The sequence below is a fragment of the Hominiventricola aquisgranensis genome (assembly GCF_040096225.1).
Taxonomy (GTDB): domain Bacteria; phylum Bacillota; class Clostridia; order Lachnospirales; family Lachnospiraceae; genus Hominiventricola; species Hominiventricola aquisgranensis.
Genome location: NZ_JBBMFC010000002.1, coordinates 138498 through 165152, shown reverse-complemented (window position 1 = coordinate 165152; position 26655 = coordinate 138498). Strand labels below are relative to the sequence as shown.

25 protein-coding genes are annotated in these 26655 nt (G+C 45.1%); 7 read left to right on the top strand and 18 right to left on the bottom strand.

Annotated features, from left to right (window positions below):
* Nucleotides 1–121: 121 nt before the first annotated feature.
* The 4 genes from WMO62_RS01815 to WMO62_RS01800 form a co-directional block, all read right to left on the bottom strand.
* Nucleotides 122–991, bottom strand: a complete 870-nt coding sequence (locus tag WMO62_RS01815) for an ABC transporter substrate-binding protein (protein WP_349143606.1) — start codon at nt 989–991, stop codon at nt 122–124.
* Nucleotides 992–1080: 89 nt separating this feature from the next.
* Entirely contained in the window at nt 1081–1623 is a 543-nt protein-coding gene (gene yfcE / locus WMO62_RS01810) for a phosphodiesterase (protein WP_349143605.1), read from the bottom strand.
* Complete coding sequence (locus WMO62_RS01805) at nt 1601–3091, bottom strand: ATP-binding protein (protein WP_349143604.1); 1491 nt, start codon at nt 3089–3091, stop codon at nt 1601–1603. The genes yfcE and WMO62_RS01805 overlap by 23 nt, the downstream gene beginning before the upstream one ends.
* Nucleotides 3088–4431 (bottom strand): vWA domain-containing protein, encoded by a 1344-nt coding sequence (locus tag WMO62_RS01800; RefSeq protein WP_349143603.1) that lies wholly within the window; start codon nt 4429–4431, stop codon nt 3088–3090. The genes WMO62_RS01805 and WMO62_RS01800 overlap by 4 nt, the downstream gene beginning before the upstream one ends.
* A gap of 122 nt (nt 4432–4553) precedes the next feature.
* On the opposite strand from WMO62_RS01800, the gene WMO62_RS01795 reads away from it, so the two are divergent.
* Nucleotides 4554–4928 (top strand): metal-dependent transcriptional regulator, encoded by a 375-nt coding sequence (locus WMO62_RS01795; protein ID WP_349143602.1) that lies wholly within the window; start codon nt 4554–4556, stop codon nt 4926–4928.
* 67 nt (nt 4929–4995) lie between these two features.
* On the top strand, nt 4996–5544 hold the full coding sequence (locus tag WMO62_RS01790) for a biotin transporter BioY (RefSeq protein ID WP_349143601.1): 549 nt from the start codon (nt 4996–4998) through the stop codon (nt 5542–5544).
* Nucleotides 5545–5676: 132 nt separating this feature from the next.
* Here the strand turns inward: WMO62_RS01790 and WMO62_RS01785 are convergent, their stop codons facing one another.
* Complete coding sequence (locus tag WMO62_RS01785; RefSeq protein WP_349143600.1) at nt 5677–7188, bottom strand: 4Fe-4S dicluster domain-containing protein; 1512 nt, start codon at nt 7186–7188, stop codon at nt 5677–5679.
* 150 nt (nt 7189–7338) lie between these two features.
* Between WMO62_RS01785 and WMO62_RS01780 the strand changes: the two genes are divergently transcribed.
* On the top strand, nt 7339–8661 hold the full coding sequence (locus tag WMO62_RS01780; protein ID WP_349143599.1) for a sodium-dependent transporter: 1323 nt from the start codon (nt 7339–7341) through the stop codon (nt 8659–8661).
* A 26-nt stretch (nt 8662–8687) separates the two neighbouring features.
* Here the strand turns inward: WMO62_RS01780 and WMO62_RS01775 are convergent, their stop codons facing one another.
* Nucleotides 8688–9398: a class I SAM-dependent methyltransferase gene (locus WMO62_RS01775; protein ID WP_349143598.1), complete on the bottom strand. Its 711-nt coding sequence runs from the start codon at nt 9396–9398 to the stop codon at nt 8688–8690.
* 141 nt (nt 9399–9539) lie between these two features.
* Complete coding sequence (locus WMO62_RS01770) at nt 9540–10877, bottom strand: MATE family efflux transporter (protein WP_349143597.1); 1338 nt, start codon at nt 10875–10877, stop codon at nt 9540–9542.
* 399 nt (nt 10878–11276) lie between these two features.
* Here WMO62_RS01770 and cobI point away from each other — a divergent pair, with 399 nt between their 5' ends.
* The 4 genes from cobI to WMO62_RS01750 are packed head-to-tail and all read left to right on the top strand — an operon-like array spanning nt 11277 to nt 14128.
* Nucleotides 11277–11969: a precorrin-2 C(20)-methyltransferase gene (cobI, locus tag WMO62_RS01765; RefSeq protein WP_117498053.1), complete on the top strand. Its 693-nt coding sequence runs from the start codon at nt 11277–11279 to the stop codon at nt 11967–11969.
* Nucleotides 11962–12804 (top strand): ABC transporter ATP-binding protein, encoded by an 843-nt coding sequence (locus WMO62_RS01760; protein WP_349143596.1) that lies wholly within the window; start codon nt 11962–11964, stop codon nt 12802–12804. Before cobI ends, WMO62_RS01760 begins: the two co-directional genes overlap by 8 nt.
* On the top strand, nt 12801–13538 hold the full coding sequence (locus WMO62_RS01755; RefSeq protein ID WP_349143595.1) for an ABC transporter permease: 738 nt from the start codon (nt 12801–12803) through the stop codon (nt 13536–13538). Before WMO62_RS01760 ends, WMO62_RS01755 begins: the two co-directional genes overlap by 4 nt.
* Before the next feature lie 14 nt (nt 13539–13552).
* On the top strand, nt 13553–14128 hold the full coding sequence (locus tag WMO62_RS01750; protein WP_349143594.1) for a hypothetical protein: 576 nt from the start codon (nt 13553–13555) through the stop codon (nt 14126–14128).
* Here WMO62_RS01750 and WMO62_RS01745 read toward each other — a convergent pair.
* The 11 genes from WMO62_RS01745 to WMO62_RS01695 all read right to left on the bottom strand — a co-directional run bounded on the left by WMO62_RS01745 (nt 14125) and on the right by WMO62_RS01695 (nt 26655).
* Nucleotides 14125–15114, bottom strand: coding sequence for a RelA/SpoT-related domain-containing protein (locus WMO62_RS01745; protein ID WP_117498047.1), 990 nt, complete (start codon nt 15112–15114; stop codon nt 14125–14127). The genes WMO62_RS01750 and WMO62_RS01745 overlap by 4 nt on opposite strands.
* 25 nt (nt 15115–15139) lie before the next feature.
* Nucleotides 15140–18178, bottom strand: a complete 3039-nt coding sequence (locus tag WMO62_RS01740) for an AAA domain-containing protein (RefSeq protein WP_349143593.1) — start codon at nt 18176–18178, stop codon at nt 15140–15142.
* 151 nt (nt 18179–18329) lie between these two features.
* Nucleotides 18330–19340: an SdpI family protein gene (locus tag WMO62_RS01735; RefSeq protein ID WP_118438651.1), complete on the bottom strand. Its 1011-nt coding sequence runs from the start codon at nt 19338–19340 to the stop codon at nt 18330–18332.
* Nucleotides 19324–19608 carry an autorepressor SdpR family transcription factor gene (locus WMO62_RS01730; protein ID WP_118438650.1) on the bottom strand — a complete coding sequence of 95 codons (285 nt, stop codon included), beginning with the start codon at nt 19606–19608 and terminating at the stop codon, nt 19324–19326. Before WMO62_RS01730 ends, WMO62_RS01735 begins: the two co-directional genes overlap by 17 nt.
* Before the next feature lie 94 nt (nt 19609–19702).
* Nucleotides 19703–20461, bottom strand: coding sequence for an ABC transporter ATP-binding protein (locus WMO62_RS01725; protein ID WP_118596247.1), 759 nt, complete (start codon nt 20459–20461; stop codon nt 19703–19705).
* Between the two features lies 1 nt (nt 20462).
* Nucleotides 20463–21254, bottom strand: a complete 792-nt coding sequence (locus tag WMO62_RS01720) for an ABC transporter ATP-binding protein (protein ID WP_118596248.1) — start codon at nt 21252–21254, stop codon at nt 20463–20465.
* A gap of 73 nt (nt 21255–21327) precedes the next feature.
* Nucleotides 21328–22926, bottom strand: a complete 1599-nt coding sequence (locus tag WMO62_RS01715; RefSeq protein ID WP_118438648.1) for an ABC transporter substrate-binding protein — start codon at nt 22924–22926, stop codon at nt 21328–21330.
* Nucleotides 22927–22953: 27 nt separating this feature from the next.
* On the bottom strand, nt 22954–23817 hold the full coding sequence (gene nikC / locus WMO62_RS01710) for a nickel transporter permease (protein WP_118596249.1): 864 nt from the start codon (nt 23815–23817) through the stop codon (nt 22954–22956).
* Nucleotides 23814–24758, bottom strand: a complete 945-nt coding sequence (nikB, locus tag WMO62_RS01705) for a nickel ABC transporter permease (protein ID WP_118438646.1) — start codon at nt 24756–24758, stop codon at nt 23814–23816. The genes nikC and nikB overlap by 4 nt, the downstream gene beginning before the upstream one ends.
* A gap of 359 nt (nt 24759–25117) precedes the next feature.
* Nucleotides 25118–25921 carry an ABC transporter ATP-binding protein gene (locus tag WMO62_RS01700; RefSeq protein WP_118438645.1) on the bottom strand — a complete coding sequence of 268 codons (804 nt, stop codon included), beginning with the start codon at nt 25919–25921 and terminating at the stop codon, nt 25118–25120.
* Nucleotides 25912–26655: an ATP-binding cassette domain-containing protein gene (locus WMO62_RS01695; RefSeq protein ID WP_118596250.1), complete on the bottom strand. Its 744-nt coding sequence runs from the start codon at nt 26653–26655 to the stop codon at nt 25912–25914. Before WMO62_RS01695 ends, WMO62_RS01700 begins: the two co-directional genes overlap by 10 nt.

The following is a 26655-nucleotide window of genomic DNA, read 5'->3' as shown; positions in this document are numbered from 1 at the left end:
TCTTAGATTGTTTCTTATATATCCACGCAGTTTCAGTATGGTTGTTTTCTGCTTTTATGCAGGAAAAACGGAGGTGCCCCATACGGAACACCTCCGCCTGTACTCTTTTCAGATTCAGAAGTTATTCTGCTTTGATGTATTTATCAAGGATTCCCTGAATCGTTCCATCGTCTTTCAGCTCCTGAAGTGCGCTGTTCAGTGCTGCAGTCAGTGCTGGATTGTCTTTGGATACAGCTGCTGCATAATCCTCTGTGGTGTATGCAGTCTCAAGGATCTTCAGTCCCTCGTTAGCCTCTACGAATGCTTTCGCCGGCTCCTGATCGATAACTACACAGTCAACCTTACCCTGAAGTAATGCCTGTACAGCAGTAGCTCCATTCGCATAAGGAATTACGTTATCCTCGCCGAAATCATCAGCACAGTACAGATGACCGGTAGTTCCCTGCTGAACACCGATCAGCTTGCCTTCCAGATCATCTGCAGAAGCGATATCAGAATCCTCTTTTACGATGATAACCTGAACACCTGTTGCATAAGAATCCGTAAAATCTACGTTCTGCTTTCTCTCCTCAGTTACCGTCATACCTGCAAGACTCATGTCGATCTTGCCAGACTGTACAGAAGCAACCAGAGAATCAAAATCCATATCCACGATCTCAAGCTGAAGTCCTAACTTATCAGCCAGTGCCTGAGCGATCTCAGCGTCGATACCTACGACATCGTCTCCGTCTTTGTACTCATATGGTGGAAATGTTGCGTTGGTTCCCATAGTCAGAACACCCGGCTCAACAGTAGTAACTTCTGCTGCATCTGTTGCCTCTTCAGCAGCCTCTGCGTCCTCAGCCTCTTCTTTAGTAGCTTCAGCCTCTACATCCTCAGCAGTCTCCTCGGCTGCTGCATCTGTAGATGCGGTATTGCTGCTTCCACATCCTGCAAGAACGGTGGTTGCCATTGCTGCGCAAAGCATCACGCTTACAATTTTCTTTTTCATAATGTTTCCTCCTCTAACAAATGGTCTTTATGACCTGTCTGGAGTTTATTATAATGCATTTTTTTGCAAATGCAAGTACTTTTTATACATTATATACGATATTCCATATATACCGTCCCATCCAGATCCTTCCACTGGAACAGTCCATCCTCATAAGTCATATAGCTGTGTGCACTGTTCTCTTTCGGAATTGATACAGATCCTGGATTCATATAAATATAGTCTTCATGCTCCCGACATACCGGCACATGAGTATGTCCATGAAGCAGGATATCTCCTTTGCCCAGCATCGGCAGGTTCTTTTCATTAAATACATGTCCATGAGTCAGGAAGATCATGCGCCCTTTCTCGTATAAAAATCCATAATCCGCGAGGATTGGAAATTCCAGTACCATCTGATCCACTTCTGTATCACAGTTTCCGCGTACACACAGCAGGTCCTTCTTTCTCGGATTTAACATAGCGATCACTTCCTTTGGTGCATATTCTTTCGGAAGGTCATTGCGCGGTCCATGATAAAGGATATCTCCCAGGATCACCATACGTCCTGCCTTCTCCCTGTCATATGCCTCCAGTAATTTTCTGCAATAATATGCAGATCCATGAATATCAGATGCGATCATCAGTTTCATAATGCTCCTCCATTTCCGCCATCTGGCGCTTTACTTGTTGTTCTAATCTTTTTTCTATCATGAGTGGATCATACCCGGAGGCATCAAACCCACACCATTCATAATCTCCTTGTTCCCGGATTCCTCCCAGCCAGTCGGCCAGCTCCAGATCTTCTCCGAATACACTTTTCAGATCTTCCGTTGTTCTGTTAAGTGCTCTGACCAGTTCTTCCCGCTTTGCTTCCAGTCCGGCCTGCTCCTTGCGTATCTGCTCCGATGTCTGCTGTCCGGTCATCTGCCGCCCTAACAGGCAATCTTTCAGTTCCCGATCCACATGGATTTCCAGCTTTTCTTCCCAGCTTTCTAAGATGCCATGTTCCTTTTTGATCCGGCGCGCCTGCTCCCGATCTGCAAAAAATTCTGCAGAAGTCCTTGTCCCTGCAGCCATCACCAACTGTTCCAGCACTTCTTTTTCCCGCTTCAGATATCGGCTCTCTCTTCCTAGGTCACTCATCCACCGGGAAGCTGCCGCCAGCAGATGACGCACAGCCATACAACGCTCTTCTGCTCCGGCATTCTTCCACTGTTCCAGAAGTGCCGCCCGTTCCTTAGCTGTCAGAGTTCCTTTCAGATACTCCGGAATCTTCCACGCTCCGGCCGTCGCCTGGTAAAGCCTGTAATAGGTAGAAAAATCCGCCGCGATCTGAGGACACCGCAGAAATTCTTCCATAAAAGCATCGGTCACTTGCAACTCCTGCCGTTCATATTCCTTCAATGTCCGTGACAGATCTTCCCAGCCTCTGGCAGTCACAAACTGTCTCTTTTCTCTGGTCAGCTCCACCCTGTAAAAAGATTCTGGATGCATAGCCAGATAGGACAATATGGCCGGATGTACCTGTCGCTTCTGTGCGTAAGTCTCCCATACGCCAAAGTCTGCTTCCACATGGATCAGGCGCACCCGGTCCAGCGCCGCCATGTCGAGTTCCCGAACGGATGCATTGTATTCCGAAGGATTCCCTGCAGCCGCAATGATCCAGCCATCAGGAACCTTATGGGTACCAAACGTCTTAAACTGTAAGAACTGCAGGATCGTCGGCGCCAGCGTCTCCGATACACAGTTGATCTCATCAATAAACAGAATTCCCTTTTTATGACCGGTCCGTTCCATATATTCATAGACAGAACCAATGATCTCACTCATCGTATACTGGGTGACCGTATATTCCTTTTCCCCATAGGTCCTGTGAACAAGCTCCGGTAATCCTACTGCACTCTGTCTGGTATGGTGGGTGATCGTATAGGACAGAAGTCCCACACCACAGGCTTTTGATGCCTGCTCCATCACCGCTGTTTTACCGATTCCCGGCGGTCCCATCAAAAGCAATGGACGCTGGGCAGATATCGGGATCACTGGCTGATCATCTTCATCCACAGCCGTATAGGCCTTTATGGTGCGAATGATCTCTTCTTTTGCTTCCCTTATATTCATGTGGTCGTCTCCTCGCATAGATCCAGTGTCAGGCTGTGTGCCCATGCTGGCGGTTTTCCTTTTTTCAGTGCTTCATTCAAAAATACAAAGGCGGTTTCATATTCTGGACGTTCCGTTGGATAGATACCATCTCCATCCGTAAAATAGAGAAGTCCTTTCAGATTTTTCAGCCTGCCATTTTTCTGCAGTTTCTCCACCAGCCGGAACACCGGCGTAAAATCTGTATCTCCTCCACCTTTTACGGTGATCTTGTCAAGATACTCTTTCCACTCTTCCTCGCAGGTGATCTGTTCATGTTCCTGGATCACACAGTCACACTGGATCACATGGATGTTCATTTTCCGAAAGAATTGCCCTTCTGTATTGAGGATGCTCCAGGTCTCCTCCAAAAACCGCCGCACAATCTCCCCGGAACAGGAGCCTGATGTATCAATGGCGATCACCAGATCCGATAAACGGCGGACTTCCTTATATTCCAACGGTTCCAGAAGCACCAGCCGTTCATACATCCGACGGCTGTAATCATAAGGAATATAGTCAAAACTGTCCATATCCAGACATCGTTCCTCACCAGTCACTGCAAACTGCTGCAAAAACTGCCGGTAGTCATATCCTCGTTCCTTCTGAAGCACGATCATCTCTTCCACGTCTCCGGCGCTTCCGCCCTTCTGCCGCCTGTGTTCACTTTTCCGCAGCTCCAATGACTCAAAGACCGTTCGCCAGCGATGCATTGCCGTCAGCTGCTTTTGCAGTCCGACAACTACCTGATCTGGCATCTTTTCCCTGCGGATTCGCTGTTCTGACGGCAAGGATGCTTCCATCTGTCGCCAGTATGCATGCTCATCTCTTCGAAAAACATTTTCCAGTTCCTTTATCATCTCTGGCTTTAGCTTCTCCAGCCAGAGTGCCAGCGAATGTTCCTGAAGCACAACCTTTTCTTCCTTGAGTTTTCGATAGATCCGGCTTCTGCCCACAGGAACAGGGCGTTCAAACCCTGCTATATTCATTCGGTCTATGCGGTATTCCGTCAGCAAGTCACAGGCCAGCCACCAAAGGTATTCTGTCTCTTTTTTTCTGCGATAAGGATGCAGATAGAGAAGATGGAGGATCAGATGCAGGTATCTCCGTTCCAGAAGAACGGGATCTTCTGCGTAGGTCTTAAAGACCTCTTCTGTATTCCAGCAAAGCCTGCTTCCGTCTGTTCCAGATGTCTGTTTTAAATCAAAACTACATTCCGGCAGATGAATGGCTTCCGTAAGCCATGGAAGCTTTGTATCCAACCGCATGGCGGTCAATTTGATTATTTTTCCCGCCAGTTCAGACTGACTAACCAGAGCCATAGCCTTTCCCCCTTTTCCATGCATCATTATACCTGCTTTCCACAGGATTTTCAATTGCAATCCAAGTTCAACTGTGTTATGCTGTGTGCATGACAATCTATTAACAACGGGGGAATGATCCTATGAAAATGCAGGAATCACCAGAAGATTATCTGGAAGCAATACTGGTTCTCTCAAGAGAACTTGGAAATGTCCGCTCCATTGATGTAGCTAACTATCTGGAATACAGCAAGCCAAGTGTCAGTGTTGCCATGAAGCGACTTCGTGAGAATGGCTTTGTAACGCTGGATGAACACGGTAATCTGATCCTGACTGGATCCGGCTTATCCATCGCACTGAAGATCTATGAACGCCACCTGGTTATCAGCCAGTTTCTGATTTCTATCGGTGTGGCCGAAGAGATTGCAAAAAAAGATGCCTGCCGTATGGAGCACGTGATCAGCGATGAGAGCTTTGAAAAGATCAAGCAGCTCTCCCACAAAATAATCTCAGAATAACGAAACTTGACTTTCGAATGAATTCTTTCTATAATAGTAAACAAATTTCAGTAAGGAGTTTACTATTATGAAAGAACATTCATTTAACACCGCAACTATTACAACCATCGGTATGTTTACTGCTGTTCTGGCAGTTCTCTCTATTTTACAGATTCCTATGCCATCCGGCGTACCTATCACCCTTCAGACATTCGCAGTGGCTCTGTGCGGTTATGTGCTTGGCCGTAAAAACGGAACTTTATGTGTCCTGTTATACCTTCTGCTTGGCTTTGCCGGAGTTCCTGTCTTCACCGGTATGACTGCAGGTATCGGAAAACTGGTGGGCTACACTGGCGGTTTCCTCTATGGTTTCCTGTTCCTGGCATTTTTCTGTGGTCTTGGGCTTCATCTAAAAAATAAAGTCGCTTCCTTCGGTCTTGGTGTTGTGGGCTTACTGATCTGCCATGTACTGGGTGCCTTCCACTACTCTATCATTGCTCAGATCACTTTTCCGGCAGCCTTTCTGCTGGTATCTGTACCGTATCTGGCAAAAGATATACTGTCCGTACTGGGTGCTATGCTGGTTGCCGTTGTCATCCGCAAAACACTGACCAGAGGCGGAATCAATCTGCAGTAAATAAAATCGTCCCTTCGAGGCTTTCCATTTTGCTCATGTAGCGCTATGCGCCACATAAAATATCCATGGCTATGCTCCGCTCATGTAAGCATGCGGTTCATTTCCATGGATATTTTGCATTACTTTATAGGTTTATAGCTTTTCGAGGATTGGAAGCATAGCATCGTATACCGTATCCATACTTTCCTCAAAAGGTGCCTGCTTCTTCATCTGTTCCAACGAAGCTGCTGTCTTCTTAATCGGCTGAATAGTTCCTGCTCCGGCAATGCAACCGCCTGGACAGGCCATGCCTTCCAACAGATATCCATTGTATTTTCCAGCCTTTGCAAGCTGCAGCATCTTCTTACAATTGGCGAGACCTTCTGCGCTGACTACTTTCACCTCACGGTTCGGTTCCATTCTACGGATCGCGTTAACTACTGCAGATGCCACACCACCGCTTGACGCAAATCCACGGCCATCAGCACTTGCCTGCATCAGCGGCTCTCCATCCGGCAGTTCCTTGAAGTCTACCCCTTTGGCATCAAACATACCTTGCAGCTCTTCAAATGTCAGTACAAAATCTACATAGCTGCGGATAGTTTTCCGGCTGGCTTCCAACTTCTTCGCTGCACAAGGTCCTACAAAGACAATCTTGCAGTCTGGATTCTGCTGTTTGATCAGACGGGCAGTAAGCACCATAGGTGTCAATGCCATGGAGATACATTTTGCCTGCTCCGGGAACAGCTTCTTCGCCATCATGGACCATGCCGGACAGCAGGAAGTTGCCATGAATGGCAGCTCTTCCGGTACTTCCTTCATAAAATCCTTTGCTTCTTCAATGGTACAGAGATCTGCTCCTACCGCTACTTCGATCACATCCTCGAATCCCAATGCCTGGAATGCCGGGCGGATCTTCTCCGGCTTCATATCCGGTCCGAACTGACCAGCTACCGCCGGTGCAACGATCGCATAAACCGGAGTACCTGTCTTCATGGCAAGAATGGTCTGGAAAATCTGACCTTTGTCAACGATGGCACTGAACGGACAGCTGACCAGACACATACCACAGGACACACATTTCTCCTGATCAATCTCAGCTCTTCCATGTTCATCAGAATGAATAGCATTCATGCCACAGGCTTTTGCACACGGACGTTCCTGATGAATGATCGCATTATAGGGACAGGCCTCCACGCATCTGCCACATTTGATACATTTCTCCGGATCAACGTGAGACTTTCCATTTACCATGGAAATAGCTCCCTTCGGACAGACCTCTTTACATGGATGTTCCAGACAGCCCTGACATCCTTCGGTCACGATCACCCGGTTCTCTGGACAGGCATGACAGGCAAATTTAATAATATTGATCAGAGGCGGTTCATAATATTTTTCCTCCACCAGACTGTTCTCCACTCCCTCGGAGATCAGGGAATGCTCGGAAATCTTCCTAAGAGAAAGACCAAGTGCCACACGAAGTCTCTCTCCTACAACCGCTCTCTCCAAAAAAATACTTTCTCTATAAGAAGCAACCTCCCCCGGTACGATCTTATACGGAAGCTGCTCCATCTGTCTGCAGTCTCCGTCTTCATAAGCCATGCGGGCGATCTCTGTAAAAATCTCATGACGGATCTTGGTCTTTGAAGAATATAATCCTCTCATTCATTTCATCCCTTTCTTTTATCTTCTAACATATATTTTTTGTATTCTATCATGAAACATTCTGCCAGTTCAACTGACATTTTGTTATAGGAACTTCTCGCATTTCGTGGTATACTTTCTTCATATATGTAAAAACGGGAGAAAAGTAGTATGAAAAAACGAGAATCATTTAACAGCCAGTGGGGATTTATCCTGGCATGCATCGGCTCTGCTGTAGGAATGGGAAATATATGGATGTTTCCTACCAGAGTCTCTTTATATGGTGGCGGATCTTTTCTGATCCCTTACTGTATCTTTGTTATTCTGATTGGATTCACCGGTGTGATCGGAGAAATGTGCCTGGGAAGAGGAACCCGTTCCGGTCCCATCGATGCTTTCGGTACAGCCTGCGAGACAAAAGGGAATCGGAAACTTGGTGAGATACTGGGCTGGATCCCTGTCCTTGGTGCCCTTGCCATGGCAATTGGTTATACCGTGGTCATGGGCTGGATCTTAAAATATATGGTAGGAACTTTTACCGGTTCCACCCTATCTGCAGAGAATATTGATGGATTTACGGAAAGCTTCAGCACTATGGCATCTGCCGGAGGAAATAATCTCTGGCAGGTGCTGGCACTTTGCATCTGTGTCGTGATCCTCATGTTCGGTGTGGGAAGCGGTATTGAAAAAGCAAACAAGATCATGATGCCCATTTTCTTTGTCTTATTTGTGATCCTTGGCATCTACGTAGCATTTCAGCCAGGATCCAGTGCCGGATATCAATACATTTTCCGCATAGATCCTGCAGCATTATCTGATCCGAACACCTGGATCTTTGCCCTGGGGCAGGCATTCTTCTCCTTGTCTGTCGCCGGAAATGGTACCTTGATCTACGGATCTTATTTATCCGATAAGGAAGATATCCCTGCCTCTGCCGCAAGAGTTGGATTTTTCGATACACTGGCAGCTCTGCTGGCAGCACTTGTTATCATTCCTGCCATGGCAACCACCGGTGCACAGCTTGATCAGGGCGGTCCTGGACTGTTATTTATCTTCCTGCCCCATCTGATCCGTTCCATGCCTGGCGGATGGCTGATTGCCATCCTCTTCTTCACCGCAGTCTTCCTTGCAGGAATGACATCTCTGATGAACCTTTATGAAGCTCCTGTCGCAACGGTCCAGGAAAAGACCGGACTTGGCAGGAAAGCATCCTGCGCCATCATCGCTGGGATCGGTATGATTGTCTCTCTGCTGATCCAGGGGATCGTCTCTGATTGGATGGATGTGCTGTCTATCTACATCTGCCCGCTTGGTGCAGGCCTTGCAGGCATCATGTTCTTCTGGGTATTTGGACGATCTTACGTGGAATCCCAGGTAAACAAAGGACGGGAGACACCTTTTACCAAGATGTTCTATCCCGTCTGCAAATACATTTATGTTCCTGTCTGTTTTCTTGTGTTGATCCTCGGGATCGCACTTGGCGGTATCGGTTGACCCCCGATACCGCTTTTATGGACTCACTACTTTACCGCACGGATCACAAAATTCAGGATCAGGCGATGTCCATCGTCCAGATCTTTCTCATTGGTTACTTCTGAAGTCACTTCCGAAGCCCCCAATGCACAAAGGGTTCTGTCATCCCATTGGGGACGAAGTTCTCTCGCCATTGGCAGGGATTCTCCGATCCGGTCAATGGGATTGGCGCAGACACCATTCATATATTTGTGTTCCCATCTTGTCCGATCCCCGTACTCTGCATCGGTCACATAATAGTAAAAATTCCCGTCACAGTTTAATAAGATTCCGCCTGGCTTTAATACTCGGAACCACTCCTTATAAGCCTGCTCAGGATTTTCCAGATTCCACAATACATTTCGGCTGATGACCAGGTCAAAGCTGTTGTCTTCAAACTCCAGCTGCTGAGCATCCATCTGTTGAAAATGCACCTGCACTCCATAATGTTCTGCATTTTTTCTGGCTTCTGTCAGCATGTTTTCCGTGTAATCAATGGCGGTGACTTCATGGCCCATCTTTGCCAGCAATACAGAGAAAAATCCAGGTCCGCAGCCAACATCCAGTACGCGTACACAATCCTGTCCTCTCAATGCCTCTGTGATATGTTTTTCCCAGTAGATCCGACTCTCCCCTTCCAGCTCTTCCCGGTTACTCTGTGTGTAACCTTCTGCCCGGCTGTTCCAATAGCTGCGGATCTCTTCCAGTGTATGACTCATAGTTTCTCTCTCCGATCTTTCTGTGGATATCATCATACCGGTTTGTTAAAAATTTTACAAGCCTCCCGGGGGGATATATTTTGCCAGTTCCTGAATCTGTCTCATTGGACCAGTGCCGCATGTCCAAGACAGTTTTTCATGTTATGCATTCCCAACCGCATGTTTCCGGTAGATATACCAGGACGCAGCTGCTGTGATCCACTCAGTGATCCAGAAGGCATGCCATACACCTGCAGCTCCAAGAAAACGGCTCAATACAAATGCAGCCGGAATGATCAGGATCACATAACGGAGCAGTGAAATGATCAGAGATGGAGTTCCCATATTCAGTCCTTCAAGCGCACCACATGCAGTTACCGAGATGGATGACACCGCAAATCCAATACTGATGATGCGAAGAGCACTGGCACCAATCTGAATCGTCTGCGTATTGGTTGTAAACATACCGATCAGATGCTCAGGCATCAACAGGCACAGTCCTGTTCCAAACACCATGATCACTGCAGAAAATGTCAGTGCAGTATTGAAAATCTTATGCACTCTTCCATACTCCCCTGCGCCATAATTATATCCAACCAGAGGTCGGATTCCCTGCACGATCCCATTTGCCGTCAGATACAAAAATGTCTGCAGCTTGTAATAAACTCCAAGGACCATGACATAGCTTTCTGAGAAGCCTGCCAGGATCGCATTCAAAGAAGAAATCAGAAGCGACGGAAGTGCCATATTCAAGATTGCCGGAATACCGATGGCATACAATCTCTTCGTGATTCCGCTCTTAAAATCCAGATTGCAAATACTGATCTTCACAGAAATAGGGCGGATAATGTAGATTCCTACATATAAAACTACCGTTGCCATCTGTCCGATCCCGGTTGCCAGTGCAGCCCCTTTTATTCCCATCCCTGGAAATGATCCAACTCCGAAAATCAAGATCGGATCCAGAATGATATTTGTAAGGCATCCAACCAGAAGACCTGCCATGGAAACCTTCATACGTCCCACTGCCTGAAAAATCTTCTCAAAGGAAAGGCTGCAAGAGATGATCACACCAAATAAAAATACAATTCTTGAATATTCCAGCGCATATCTGATCGTTCTTTCATCATTACTGAACAGACGCAGAAATACTGGAATAATTGCAATACATACCACTGTCAGTACCAGCCCTTGTACCGCGTTCCAGAAAAATCCCAGTGACGCTGCCTGATCCGCCTTTTTCTTTTCTCCTGCTCCCAAGAAGAATGCGATCACTGCATTGATTCCGACACCAAACCCGATCGACACTGCACTCATCAGATTCTGAACAGGAAATACAAGCGACAGTGCTGTCATGGCATCTTCACTGATCTTTGCCACAAAAAAACTGTCTACAATATTATAAAGTGCATTGACCATCATGGAAAATACCATGGGCAATGACATGGACAGTACCAATCCTATTACAGGTTTTTCTTTCATAAATGATTCATTATTCATTGACAACTTCTCCTTGATCCATCTGGTGTTCATAAAGCCGGGCAGGCTCGGTCTTAAGTTAGTCAGACCGGGCAGGCTCCAAAGCCTACGGCTTTGTCGCTTCTGCGGCTGTCGCCGCATACCCAGCCGTTTCCATACATTTTTCGGTAAGCAATCTTACCTCTTAATGTCTGTAACCGGCTGGCTGCCCGGCTTGTAGTTACGCAAAAAAAGAAGCCACACATCAAAATGATGTGTGGCGAAAATCAGAATTATATTCTGGTAAAATCCACTTCCCTGACGGGTTTAGTGGCTATATAGTACCATCTGTTTCGCATATTTGTCAATGGTTCATTGAACTTTTTTATCATTTATGTTAGAATAAAATTTCAAGTGCAAAAAAGAAAGGGATGTGTTTATATGAAAGGAACATTATATGGTATCGGTGTGGGACCAGGAGATCCACGTCTTATGACTTATCTTGCAGTAGACACGATTAAACGTTGTCCGGTCATCGCTGTACCTGCAGACGGAAAAGGAAAAGCAGTCGCTTACAAGATCGCAAGTGGTATTGTGGAGGATCTTGATGCAAAGGAATGCCTCAACCTCTCCACTCCCATGACAAAAGACAAAGCCATTCTGGATGCAGCTTATCAGACCGCTGCCGATACAATCATCGAACAGCTGGAACAGGGGAAGGATGTAGCCTGTCTGACCCTTGGAGATCCCACCATCTACAGTACCTATATCTATATCCATCGCCTTGTAAAGGCAAAAGGCTATGAAACTGAGATTGTCAACGGAATTCCGTCCTTCTGTGCAGTCAGTGCCAAATTAGGCGACAGTCTGGTGGATCGTTCTGAACAGCTCCATGTGATCCCATCTACCTATGATATCGAAGATGGTCTGAAGCTTCCGGGAACCAAAGTGCTGATGAAAGCAGCTTCCAAGATGCCGATCGTAAAAGAGACACTCAAGCGCAACGACTTGAAAGGTGCCATGATCGAGAACTGTGGAATGCCAGAGGAACACATTTATCACGGTGTGGATGAGATTCCGGATCAGGCAAGCTATTATTCTATTATTGTTGTGAAAGAAGATCACCATGATTGAATTAAAACATCTCACCAAAAAATATGACCATTTTCTGGCGGTGAGTGATCTTAACCTGAAGATTGAGACTGGCGAATTTTTCGGACTTCTGGGTCCCAATGGTGCCGGAAAGACCACAACTATCGGTATGCTCTCCACTCTTCTGCTTCCCTCAGAAGGCGAGATCTATATTGATGGCGAGCGGCTGACCCGCAAGAATAACCGGTTGAAGAGAAAACTCAGTGTCATCACCCAGGAGTATTCCATGCGGCAGGATATGACCATGGATGAGATTATGGAATATCAGGGAAGACTTTATTATATGCCGATCAAGAAGATCCGTGAGCGTTCGGAAGAACTGCTGGATTTCTGCGGACTCATTGATTATCGTCGGCGTACAGTTCGAAAGCTGTCCGGCGGCATGAAACGAAAGCTCATGGTCTGCCGTGCCCTGCTGACAGAACCTGAAATTCTGCTTCTGGATGAGCCGACAGCCGGCATGGATGCCCTGGCCCGCCGGCAGATGTGGAATCTTCTGAAAAAGCTGAACCAGCAGAATCTGACGATTCTTCTGACCACTCATTATATGGAAGAAGCCGAGACCCTCTGTGACCGGGTCGGCTTTATGTGTAATGGGGTTCTGGAAGAGACCGATGCACCCAAAAACATGATTGAGCTGCTGGGTCGATATACCGTGGATGAAGTCTGTCCTGGCGGCATGAAGAACCACTATTTTCACAGAAAGGAGGATGCGATTCAGTTTCTGTCTGATTCCTCAAACGAAACTTCTCTGCGGAATACCACATTGGAAGATGTCTTTCTGGAAAAAGTCGGTCAGCAGCTGGAACGCAGATGATCATGGGAATTCTTACTGTATTATGGGAAAAATGGGTGGAGTTCCGGCGTGATTTTTACAAGATCACACTGGCTGCCATGATTGCTCCCCTCCTTTATATTCTGGTCTTTGGACTTGGGATCCAGACCATGTCACATGGACAGTCCTATCTGAACTTTCTGATTCCCGGAGTGATTGCACTGACTACCATGAACGGAAGCTTTAATGCCATTGCTCAGAATCTGAATGTACAGCGGCTGTACGAGAAAGCATTTGACCAGGTTATGATCTCTCCCACTCCACTGTGGCAGTTCATCGCCGGTCAGGTCATTGGTGGAAGTCTCCGTGGACTCTATGCCGGCATGGTGATCATTCTGCTGGTGCTTCCTATCGGAACCGGACTTTGCTTCAATGGCTGGTCCTTCCTTCTGATGTTTTTAAACGGAGCAGTCTTCTCCACCATCGGAGTAGTAGTCTCCTTTTACGCAAAAAACCATGCGGATGTGCCACGGTTTTCCAACTATGTGATCATGCCCATGGCTTATCTTTGCAATACCTTTTTCTCTTCTCAGGGCATGCCATCTGGCATCCGGCAGTTTGTGGAATACCTTCCTCTTTCCCAGACCAGTGCTGCTCTTAGAAGCATCGCCAACCATGAAGCATTTTCTTATACAAGCATTGAAATACTGCTTTTGTATCTGATCTGCTTCTCTGCTGCGGCTTCCTGGTTTCTGTACAAGAAAAAGAACCTATAGATGGAGGATAGCAAATGAAAAAAATCTATGCAATTCTTCTTGCAATCTTTTTATTGACCGGTGTCTGTCCGATTCCTTTGTACGCCGCCGAGACAGTCACTGCTTCCGCAAATACAGAAGATGATGCGGGTATTTCCGATCTGACTGACGGCGAATATGCCATTGATGTGACCATGACTGGCGGAAGCGGCAAGGCAACGATCCAAAGTCCGACCCTGCTCACTCTCAATGATGGAATCGCCTATGCTTCCATCACCTGGAGCAGTTCCAATTATGACTATATGATCGTAGATGGACAGAAATATCTGAATGAAAGTGAAGAAGATGCCAATTCTCACTTCACGATTCCAATTGCTGATCTTACCCAGGATGTTCCTGTCATTGCTGACACACTGGCCATGGGAACACCTCACGAAGTCCAGTATGTGCTTACCTTTGACCCGGCTTCCATTGCATCAAAAAGCACCCTCCCACAGGAAGGTGCCAAACGTGTGCTGATCATGGCCGCTGTCATTATTATTGGCGGTGGAATCCTGAACCATTTTGTCAATGAACGCCGAAAGCAGGATTATACCGGCAAACGGCGTTAATCAATCAGATCATTCTGAAACCGGGACAGATGCTCATAAGGCAGGATCAGACGTCCCCGGTACAATCCGCAGCCATCGTTGATCAGGTGATTATCGATGGCTGCGAACATATTAACATCCAATCCGGACAGATCAAGACCGGTCAGACGTTTTCCACGCTCATATGCCTCATCAAAATACCGGTTCTTTCCTTCCGGAATGGCATCTCTCTTACTTCGTTCCTTCTCCTGCTTCTTCTCATATCCCAGATGATTGGCTGCGCCGATCTCTGCCACATCATCCATAGTCTTTGTTCGAAGCTGTACTTCCATATAACTTCTGGAACTGTTATCGTAAAATGTAATATGTAGCGACTGATACTGATCCTCGCTGTGATGTGAAATATAGTCACGGTAATAAGGACGAACACTCTCATCCATCAGAGGCGATATACTCTCCTGTACACCATGTGCAGGCTCTGCAGTAAATCCCCGCTCCTCCAGGAAATCCGGCAATACATTGGCAATCTCATAGAGACATTTTAATTCCGCTTCTGTCCGTTCTTCCTCTGAATTATAATGACACTTCGGCATACAGATCACGATCCGATAGGCGATCAGGTCTCGAAAGCAGCTGAGTCTTGTCTTCAGCTGAGATGCAGACGGATAAGTTCCATGTTCCTCGTAATAGTGATAAATGTACTCCACTACATAGCTGTTGAACTTTTGTTCCGCCCGGATCAGCGATTTGATCCGACCTTTGAAGGTAAATGCCAGATAAGGATATTCCTTCGCCATATATTTATAAAATTCTGTGATCTTCCGGGACTGTGCGGTCAGGAAATCATTGTGCTCCAATAGTTCCCTGATCTGCACCAGAAAATTGCAGTGCATCATATCAATTTCATTCCGGTGCTTTTTCGCGTCTTTTCTGAGATCCGTCGTATATTTCTGTAAAATGCGGAAGATTGTGTCTCCCGAATACAGGTAATCATTTAAGGTAATCATTCACCCAGTTCCTTTCTTTTATCTGCTAGTGCATAACTGAGAAATAATTCATCAATATTTCTTTCATATAGTTGTATCTCCTGGCATATGAATTCTCTACTCGAATCAATTGAAGATCATGCTCTCTGCAAATTTCATTTTTCTTCTTATCTCTGTTTTTAACAATTTCATTTTCAAAATGTTCTTTTCCATCCAGTTCAATTGCCAGCAATGGTATTTCCTGATCTCCGGCTTTTTCATAGACTACAAAATCAAAACGCCCACTGTAAAACAGATCATTATAACTTTCATTTTCCCAGAAGACATGCGAAATCGCTACTTCTTTGTGTACCGTATATCGGCTCTGTGTCATCCATATATTTTCCAGTGCATGATTCAGATTTTGCAGAAAAGCTTCTTCTGTGGCACTGCTGAATGGCTTTACACCCAACGCTCTGGAATTCGCATGTTTCGGTGTTACAATTGAATTTCCATTTGACCAGACATATTCTGCCAGTTCATAAAGATCATCCTGTTCTGTCTGACTATGAAGTCTTTCAAGATTTTTCCTGCTGGACATCAAAATCAGCTTATCTTTTGCTCTGGAAGTTGCCACGTTAATCAGCTCTTTATTATTTTCCAACCACTCATAAGTTGTTTTCTGTGTTTGATCTGTGATAGCCGTTGAAAACAGAATGATATCTTTTTCATCTCCTTGAAAAGCATGGACTGTTCCGCATACCACATGATCCATCTGAGCCAGTTTCAGTTCCTTCTCAATTAGATTTTTCTGATTAACGAACGGTGTGATGATTCCAATACTTTTATCCTGATGTTGCATAACATACCGGGCAATTTCTTTCGCTTCCGACGGTGATGTATTTTTCTCCAGTGACTTTGCATTCTGCATATCTACATAAAGAAGGGGCTGTGATTCCTTACTCTGCGTTTTGATTTTCAACTTTGAATTATAATACTTTCGATTATTAAATCCTATAATCTTCTGATTGCAACGATAATGATTCTTCAACAGAGTTTCATCACTGACCGCGTCGCAGGATAAATATGTTTTGTATATGGAATTTTTACGATAATCATACTCATCTGATACTCCATATCGCTTTTTCAACTTACAATTTGTCATTTCATCCAGCAAAATCACTGGGCTTAACTGCTGCGGATCTCCCACCAGCATCAGACTTTTTCCTCTTATGATCGGTACAAGCGAAACTGCCAGATTACACTGACTGGCTTCATCCATAATTACCATATCAAACATAGGTTCAGCTTCCCCTAGCCGATGTGCTGATATACAGGTAGTCGCAATAATCGGAAATATCTTCTGGAGGTTTGAGATATTTTTCTTTTTGCTCAGATATTTCTGAAATCTGTCTTTACGTTTTCCTTCATCATCCATCAGAATAATTTCTCTTAGCTCAGCATTCGATGACTGATTTAATTTTTTTATATAAGCAGCGGAAATATAATACAAATACTTCCTGAGTTCTTCCTCCTTATCATCCAACAGAGAAAATACTTCATCCTCAGATACAGTCCCAACCATCTTTCTTCTTTTTTCAATCTGACGCTTCTGTCTGCCTTCCAGATCTTCTGTAAATGGTACCATTTGAAGCATACTGCTGTTTTGGTGCTCATATTCCAGTAATCGATCTATGGTTTCTTCTCTTTCTCTCAAATCAAGAATTTCCTCATATTTTTTCAGCAGTTCTGATAATTTTCTGGCCCGCCGCTTTCTCTCATCCTTATTCCTGTCCAGCGTAGATTCATAAACTGTAATCGACTGTGCCTGCTCATACATCCTGCGCATCATAATCAGCGACTCGTTCACTTTCTGTGCATTTCCCAGCCGGAGAATTGGAAACAGAATCGTCTTTCCTTCATACTGTAGTTTTGATAATTTCTCATATACCCCATTAATAGGATGATTATTATAGGAAGAAAACAAAACCGTTCTTTCATTAAAGAATGCTGTAACGATCGTATTGATAATCGTATTTGTTTTTCCAGTTCCAGGAGGCCCCTGAATATAAGCAACCGGATATTTCATGGCATTGTGAATTGCGAGAAGCTGATCTATATTGACTTTTCTGTTCAACAATGCCATAGGATAGGCTCCTGTTCTTCGTGGCCGCTCCAGCAATTCTCCAAAAAAAGCCTTGATTGGTATCGACACATTTCCTTCCTGGTACATCTTTATGATACCTTTATATTCCTGATGAAGGTCAAGCGGAATATCCATAGCCAGACCGATCACATACGGCATGTCATCTACGTTTGTCTGATCGCCTGGCATTCGTTTTCGAATACACTCCTTTATATTTTCCTGATTTTTTTCAAAATTTTCAAGCAGCTCATAATCTTCTGCATCTAAAAAACGTCTTACACTTTTGACAGTTCCGTCTAATGTAAATTCTGTACAGACTGTAATCTCCTGTTCCGGTCTCAACATTCTTGCTTTCACATCCAGATTCAGTTTTCGATATGCAAGCACATATAATCCTCTGGACGTATGAATACTCAGAACATTCATGGCAAGCTGCCGGATATGCAGTCCTTCTTTTTCATTTTTTACCTGCTCTGTCTGATATTGAAAGCTTTTTACAATCTGCTGAAATTGTTCTGTACTAAGTGGTATCTCTTCTCCCTGAATCTTTTCACGATCCAGATAATGAATCAAAGCAAAATCTTTCAGATAAGGTACTGTATCCATCCGATTGCACATTTCCAGATATGAAAGTATTTTCAGATTCACTGTATGTCCAAAAATACTCCTATATTTTTCCGGATTCATATAAATATCATCCACTAGTCGTTTGTTTATCGGATAATAAGATCCTTCTACGATCTGACTGGATAAAATACCGTCAATTCTCACCCAATCCAGTGATTTAACTGTCAGTTGTCCCAGATGAAGACCGTCTACTGTCAATGTACGATTCTGTATATTCACACTTCTAATCCCGATCCAATATTTTGTTACCTGATTATCTCTATTTTGATACTCGATATGAAGCCATTTTCCTTCATGAATTGCCTTGAAAATATCATTTAAAATCGAATTCATCTTTCTGTTCTCCAGTAAATGAGTTTTATGCAACAAAACAAAACAGCTGGTCCGGAATATAATCCAAACCAGCTTTACTTTGATTAAAAGGAATAAATTACCCGGATATGCATGATCATTGTATCATAGACATATAAGAAATTCCAGCCTCTTACCGAGTTGATTCCAGTCGTTCATATATTTCTTTTGTGGCAGCCTCATCTTTTCCATTGAGCACCACCGTCTGTCCATCCACCGTCAACACCACACAGGATGGGCAGGAAGTGTAGGTATATCTGATATAAGTTCCATACAGATCATTTTTAAAAGTCCCCATCCCCAGCACCAGATTGCCAAATCCGTTGGTTCTTCTGTCCACAAAGTTGCCGGACGGATCTTCCTCCAGATAATCCAGCGACGTAATCTCATCATAGGAGATGGTCAGATTCTTCCAGTCAGGGGTCTCTATGGTAAATGATTCCTTATCATACACCATATGCATGCTTCCTGTAAACAGTACCCAGACAGAAAATATGATGATCACTGCTGCAAATATACTTCCTCTAATCAGTGCTTTCTGTGAAACCGGCTTCTTCTCCACTTTTCCTGACTGAAGCTGTCTCTTATAATATCTCCAGGAGTAGATACCGGGTATCAGCACAGCTATCAGAATCGCTGCCATACAGAGCAGATCACCTGCCATTCCTAATGGAAGAAATGCAAACAAAATGCAGCAACATCCGGCAATCATAAGACATTTTCCTGCAAACCGATGCGTCATTGCCCAGTTTTCTTCATTTTCCAGCGTCCACTTCACACGAATCCCGATCACACCGTTCTGGCGAAATTTCGGCATATAATTTCCCATAACAAGAAACAAAAATCCCAGTCCGCAGTCCATGATCAGTGAAGCCAGATCGTCATCGGCACCACTCTCTGATATGCGGCTGATCACTGCAAGAAGCACGGACCCCACCGGCATGATCCAAAACAAAATGCCAAGCGCCTTTCTGCTCTGCGTATGGATGCGTTTATCGCCAAATGCAGACAGCAGACACAACAGATGAGCAGCCAGCATAACCACCGGCATGACCCATCCATACCCTCCCGCCAGTGATGCAGCCAGAACCACTGCCGAAGTAAGCACGATCTTTCCCCAGTTTTTCTTAATCATTTCCATCATGGTCTGATTCTCCTTTCAAATCTGTGATCCAAAGCATGATCTCCTCCAGCACAGAGGCATTCAATTCATAGTAAATAAATTTTCCTTCCCGTCGGTCACGGATCAGATCGGCTTCTTTTAACACTGACAAGTGTCGCGATATAGACGCACCTGTCACTGAGAAATGATCCACGATCTCACCGGCTGACAGCGGTCCATTCTTCAGGAGATTCAGAATCTCCCGTCGGATCGGATCTGCCAGCGCCTTCAAGGTATTTTGTAATCCCACACTTGTTCACCTCGTTTAACATTTAACCTAAATATAAAATATAAAAAATACTACTATTTGTCAACTGATTTTATGGATTTTTAAGAAACATCTGCTAAAATACCGACTCCACCAACATCTTTGTATATTCTTCCTTGGGATTCTGGATCACTTCGTCAGGGATTCCTTCTTCCACGACCCGTCCATCCTTCATAACGATGACACGGTCACAGAACTGCTGGACCAGTGCCAGGTTATGGCAGATAAAGACATAGGACAGATTCTTATTTTCCTGTAAATTCTGAAGCAGATCAATCACTCGCTTCTGAACCGTCACATCCAGTGCACTGGTCGCCTCATCACAGATGATCACTTTCGGATCCACCGCCAGTGCTCTGGCAATGGCAGCTCTCTGACACTGCCCACCGCTGACCTGATGGGGATATCGGTCCATATATTCAGGTTCCAGGCCACACTGTTCCAGCAATTCAGCCACTTTTGCTCGAATCTCTGCTTTGGAAACCCCTTTATTTTTCAGACTTTCTCCAATGCCATCGCCCAACGTCCTTCTTGGATCAAAAGAACCGACCGGATTCTGAAAAACCATCTGAATCTTACCATAGGTTTCCTTCAGCACTGAACCTTTTAAATGTGTAATATCCTGTCCATCCAGAACGATCTGCCCATCTGTCACATCTTCCAGCCTTGTGATCAGCTTTGCAACTGTACTCTTTCCGCTTCCAGATTCACCCACAATTCCAAGAATTTCTCCTGGATACAGACAAAAGCTTACATCATTTACTGCTGCAATATCCCGTTTCCCACGTTGATGAAATACTTTTTTTAAGTGATTTACCTGTAATATTGGCTCCATCTTAGTTCTGGCTCCTTCTAAGCTTCGGCACTGCCGAAAGCAGTTCTTTCGTATATACATTCTGTGGATGTTCCAGCACCTCTTTCACCGGTCCGTATTCCATCTTATTGCCATTCTGTAAAACCAGCACCGTATCTGCCATGGCTGACACCACACCGATATCATGGGTTACGATGATGATCGCCGTTCCGAAAAGCTCTCGGACATGAAGCATTTCCTGCACCACCTGTCGCTGGACTGCCACATCCAGTGCACTGGTCGGCTCATCAGCAAACAATACCGGTGGATTCATCAGCATGGAAATGGCGATACCTGCACGCTGATTCATGCCGCCGGACATTTCAAAAGGATAGCTGTCCCAGACCCTCTCCGGCTCTTTGAAATTCAGTTTTGACAGAAGCTCCATGGCTCGCATCTTTGCATCCGCCCTTGTGATTTTTCCGTGTGCTTTCATACTTTCATAGATCTGACTTCCAATGGTCCTGATCGGACAGAGAGAAGCACCTGCATCCTGAAAGATCATCCCAATCTCTGCACCACGGATAGACCGAAGCTCATGCTCCGGCATATCCACAAGGTTTTTCCTCTTATATGTGATATCTCCCTTGGTCACAAGCCCGTTGTCACCCAGCAATCCCATGGCGGCCTTGATCAACGTACTTTTTCCGCTTCCAGATTCGCCTACCAGTCCGAGAATTTCGCCTGGTCGAAGCGAAAAGGAAATATTATGGACCACAGGAGTTCCATTAAAAGAGATCTCCACAGAATCATAATTCAATAATGTGTCACCCATTCTATGCTCCTAAACAGTAATGATTCAGAGTCTAATGCACAAGACTCTGAATCGTTATCAAAATTCATACAACTTAGTTGATATCCAGATCTGCTGTCAGCTCATAATAATCGCATGCATGTGCGGTAAGCCCTGTCACATTTGCCTGACTGATCATGCTCATCTTCAGGAAAGAGCAAAATACAAACGCATTGTCATCCAGAAGTTGCTGCTGCATCTCGATTGCGATCTGGTTTCTCTCGGTTGTATCGAAAGTGCTGTTCAGCTGCACTGCCAGCTCTTCCAGCTTGTCACTGTGATACTGTCCACGGTTCTTGGTGGATGCATCCAGACAATGTGTGGAGAAGAAGTTCGTCGGATCTCCCAGACCACAGTTCACGTTCGCTCCTACATAGACATCCCAGGCAGAAGTATCTTTCCAGATGGAGTTATGATCTGCAGTTGCATTGATCTGTACATCCATACCGATTTCTTTTAAAGTACTCTGAGCAGCTTCAGCAAGCAGCGGAAGCTCCTGACGGCTCGGATAGGTCAGCCATTTAATCGTCAGCTTCTGTCCATCTTTTTCACGAATACCATCACCGTCGCTGTCCTTCCAGCCTGCTGCCTCCAGAACCTCTTTTGCGCCTTCTGGATCATAGGTTTTTGCATGCAGTGCAGAACCTCCAAAATCTACTGTATCAGGGAAAGCACCAGTTGCCACATATCCATATCCATTCAGAAGCACATTGACGAAGGATTCTTTATCAATACCCATGGCAATGGCTTCACGGACTGCATCATCTGCCACAACCGGAGATGCGTAATTCATCTGTACGTAGAAGGAACGACTGGTCTGTACACTGGTAAACTGGTAATTATCATTTTCAAAGACCGGATAGCTTGCATATGCCATACCATATGCCGCATTGATCTCCCCTGACTGAAGTGCCAGGGCCAGAGTATCGCCATCGGAGATGGTGCGGACCGTAATCTCATCTACATTCACATTTCCATCCCAGTAATTCTCATTTTTCACAAGATTCAGATGATCATCGGTCACCAGCTCCGTTGCCACAAAAGGACCGGTGCCTACCACGATTCCATCCTCGGTCACACCCTCATCCATATCGATAATACAGCCATAAGGCTCAGAGAGATAGTTCATAAGGCTTGGACATGCTTCCGTTGTGTGGATCGTCAGCACCAGACCATCCGCTTCCATAGAATCAATCTTCAGATCTCCTGCTGCACGCTCATGCACTGCAACCAGATCTTCCAGACATTTCTTTACTGCTTCTGCATCACAGGACTTTCCATTGGAAAAGCACACTCCATCTTTCAGTGTAATCTTCCAGGTAAGATCATCTACCAGCTCATATCCTTCTGCGATCCATGGCTCCAGCTGCATGGAGTCATTGATCTTCATCAAAGTTTCTCCAACGCCATAACGTATACATGCCCATCCGCAGTATGCGCTGTGCGGATCAATGTTGGATTCCTCATTTTCTGCATTGAAGGTGGTATCTCCAAAGACAAATGTTTTCTTACCAGCTGTATCTGCACTGGTTGTTGCCTCTGTCTGTGTACCACTTGTACTGTCAGCCTTTTCTGAACCACAGCCTGCCATGGCACCTGCCACCATAGTCAGTGACAGCAGTAATGCAAGAATTTTTCCTGTTCTCTTTTTCATATTTTTACTCCCTGCTTTTATTTATATCTACCTTGAACGAGTGTTCTTCGGATCCATATAATCACGGATCGTATCACCCAGAAGGTTAAATATCACAACTGATACAAAGATGGCCAATCCCGGAGATAATACGATCCATGGATAGGTCTGCAGCATGCTCCTGCCACTGCTCATCATGCTTCCCCACTCTGCCACCGGAGGCTGGGCTCCCAACCCCAAAAACGATAATCCTGCAATCTCCATCATCATGGTACCAATATCCAGCATAGAAGTAACCAGGATCGGTCCTGCGATATTCGGAAGTACATGTCGGAAAATCATTTGTAAAACTGAATCTCCAGCCAACTGGGAAGCCTGCATATACGGCAGATTTTTTATGGATAATGTCTGTCCTCTTGCAATTCTGGAATATTTGGGCCAGCTGATCAAAGCCAGTGCGATAACCGCATTCCTGACTCCTCCGTCCAGGATAGCCGCAACTGTCATAGCAAATACAAGACCCGGAAATGCCAGACACACATCTGAAATTCTCATCATCACGGAATCAACAATTCCACCATAATAACCACAGAAAATTCCAACTACCGTTCCAAATACGGTAATGATCGCTACCAGCGCAAACGTGGACGAAATACTGGTCTGTGCTCCGATCAGAACACGGGACAGCATATCCCGACCATAAGTATCGGTTCCCATCAGATGAGCTGCACTGGGCGGCTGCATGGCCTGCGTCAGATCCTGTGCATAAGGATCATAGGGACAGATATACTTTGCAAAAATCGTAATCAGCAGTAGTGCTGCTGCCAATCCTGCAAATACAATCAATTTCATCCAGATCCGGTTCTTCTTCACTTTCTGGATACGGACAGTTACTTGTTGCTCCTGATTCATTCCTTATCACCTCCCAGACGGATCCTTGGATCCAGAAATCGATAAGAAATATCGGTCAGGAGATTGACTGCCACATAAATGATCGCCATCCACATGACATAGGCCTGTATAATGGGATAATCACGCATGCTGATAGCATCCACCGCCATCTTTCCCACGCCATCCCACATAAAGATGGATTCTACAATGGCAGTTCCTCCAAGAAGACTTCCCACCGACAGCATCAGAAGCGTCATGATCGTCACCAGGGAAGCTTTCATCACACTCCCCCACAATGTTCTGGAAAATTTGATACCTCTTGCTTTCGCACCAACCACATAATCCTTGCTTAATTCATCCAACACCGTTGCTCTTACCTGACGAAGATACTTTGCACTCATGGCAATAGCCAGTGTAATCGCTGGCATAGCAACGCTCTTCAGACTGACACCCGTTGCAATGACCGGAAACCATCCAAGCCGAATAGCAAACAGATACATCAATAAAAGCGATACGAAAAAGTTTGGAAGACTATTTCCGATAAAACTAAACGTCCGTATAAGATAATCCGAAACATGATTCTGATAAACTGCTGCCAGGATTCCCAGTGGAATAGATATGAGGATCGTCAACAGAATAGATGTGGCTGTCAAAAGCAATGTTGCCGGAAGCTTGGAAATAAACGTAGAGAACACTGGTTTACCGGATACATAACTGGTTCCCATGTCTCCTCGCAGGATTCCGCCAAGCCAGACCACATACTGTGTCAAAAATGGTTTGTCCAGCCCAAGCTCCTCTCTGGCTGCATCCACCACTTCCTGTGAAATATCACTGCCTGTATTTTCCATCTTCTGCTCCACCACATCGCTCCCGGCAATCCTCATCATGCCAAAAGACAAAAATGTAATTGCCAGAAGAATCGGCAGAAGCTGGAACAATCTTCTTAATACATATGTTTTCATCTGTAACACTACCTCTTAGTTTCAAATATATACATTATAACAACTTGCAATTTTCTTCATAACCCCTCAGGGGGGTTATTGATATATTCCATTTTATGTATATACCCATTCCATTTTGTTATATCATATATGTGTTTCTGTCTTTTGATCAATGATCTGAACATGAAAACAGCTGCTTCCCAAAGCAGCTGTTTTCATTGATAAAGTATTCTTTATATGGATTTTATAGGAGACTTTTGAGGCTTTCCTTTCCTCTGTCCTATACTTTAGCAGATGTCATTCCTGCTCACAAGCGGGGGTGGGGGATATCCAATCATTCCATTCTGTTATGAAAATCTCAACATTTTTTATCCCTGACTCTATACTGCTGTCAGAACCTCATCCTCAAAATTATGAACCAGCGATTCTCTCTTGGATGGATGATCGATCGGCAAAGATTCCAGAAGTCTCGCAGTATACAGATGTTCATAACGAAATCCGTCTTCTTTTTTCAATTCCTCTACGATTCTCCCCTGGTACATGACAAGGATTCGGTCGCTGATACTTTTCACAGATTTCAGATCATGAGAAATAAACACCATCGGAAGATCTTTTTCCTTATTCAGACGCTTCAGTTCTCCCAGCAGATGATATCGGGTGATCACATCCAGGCTTGAAGTGATTTCATCACAGATCAGCAGTTGAGGATCTACCAGCAATGCCCTGCAGATACTGATCCTCTGACGCTCACCTCCACTTAGCTGTGAAGGGCGTTTTTCAAGAAGATCGGCAGGCAGCAGCACTATCTCCAGCGTTTTCCTGATCTTATCCTCTCTCTGAGTCACATCTGAAACTCCATTGTATTTTAAGGTCTCATGCAAGGTCTGTCCCACAGACATTTTAGGATCCAGAGATGACAGACTGTCCTGCAGGATCATCTGCACACTGCGCCGAAACTGCTGCCGTTCTTTTTTTCCAAATCCGGCAGTATCTTCTCCGCAAAACAGGATCTTTCCACTATCCGGCTTCTCATAGCAGCACAGCAATCGTGCCAGTGTACTTTTTCCGCATCCGCTCTCCCCTACCAGTCCAACGATCTCACCAGAGCCTACCGAAAACTCAATGTGATGAAGAATAGATTCTTTTCCATAAGATTTGTTCACATCTAAAACATCTAACTGCAATTTTCTGCCCCCTCAAAACTGGCTTTTAAAAGCCTCTTTGTGTATTCCTCCTGCGGCGAATCGAACAGATCAAGGACTCTTCCTTTTTCTACGATCTCGCCGTCATGCATCACGATCACATCATCTGCCAGTTCCGCTACCACTCCAAAATCATGGGTCACGACCAGGATAGCCGTCTGATATTCTCTGTTGATCGCACGAAATTCCCGCATGATCTCCTTCTGTATACTCACATCCAGAGCGGTGGTCGGTTCATCCGCAATGATCAACGATGGCGTTACCAGAATTGCACAGGCGATCATGAGACGCTGCAGCATTCCACCAGATAATTCAAAGGGATACTTGTTCAGTGTCCGCATTGGGTCTTCAAATTTGATTCGTTCCAATATGATTCCCATTTGCTGATCAAATTCTGTCCGGGTCATTTTTTTATACCCTTTTGCCATCTGATACAGCTGTTTGCCTACTTTCACAGACGAATTCAACGAGTTCATCGGATCCTGGTAGATGCAGAACATGGAATCTCCATGAAACATGATCTTACTTTCCTTTGTCTTACAAGCCACCTTCGGAAGCAACCCTAGAACAGCTGACATGGTTATACTTTTACCGCTTCCGCTTTCGCCTACAATACAAGTAATATGCTGATCATGTACAAAAAAAGAAATGTCTTTGACGATCTTCTCCCCATCGATCATGATCCCCAGATCTTCTACTTCTAATATGTTCTCCAT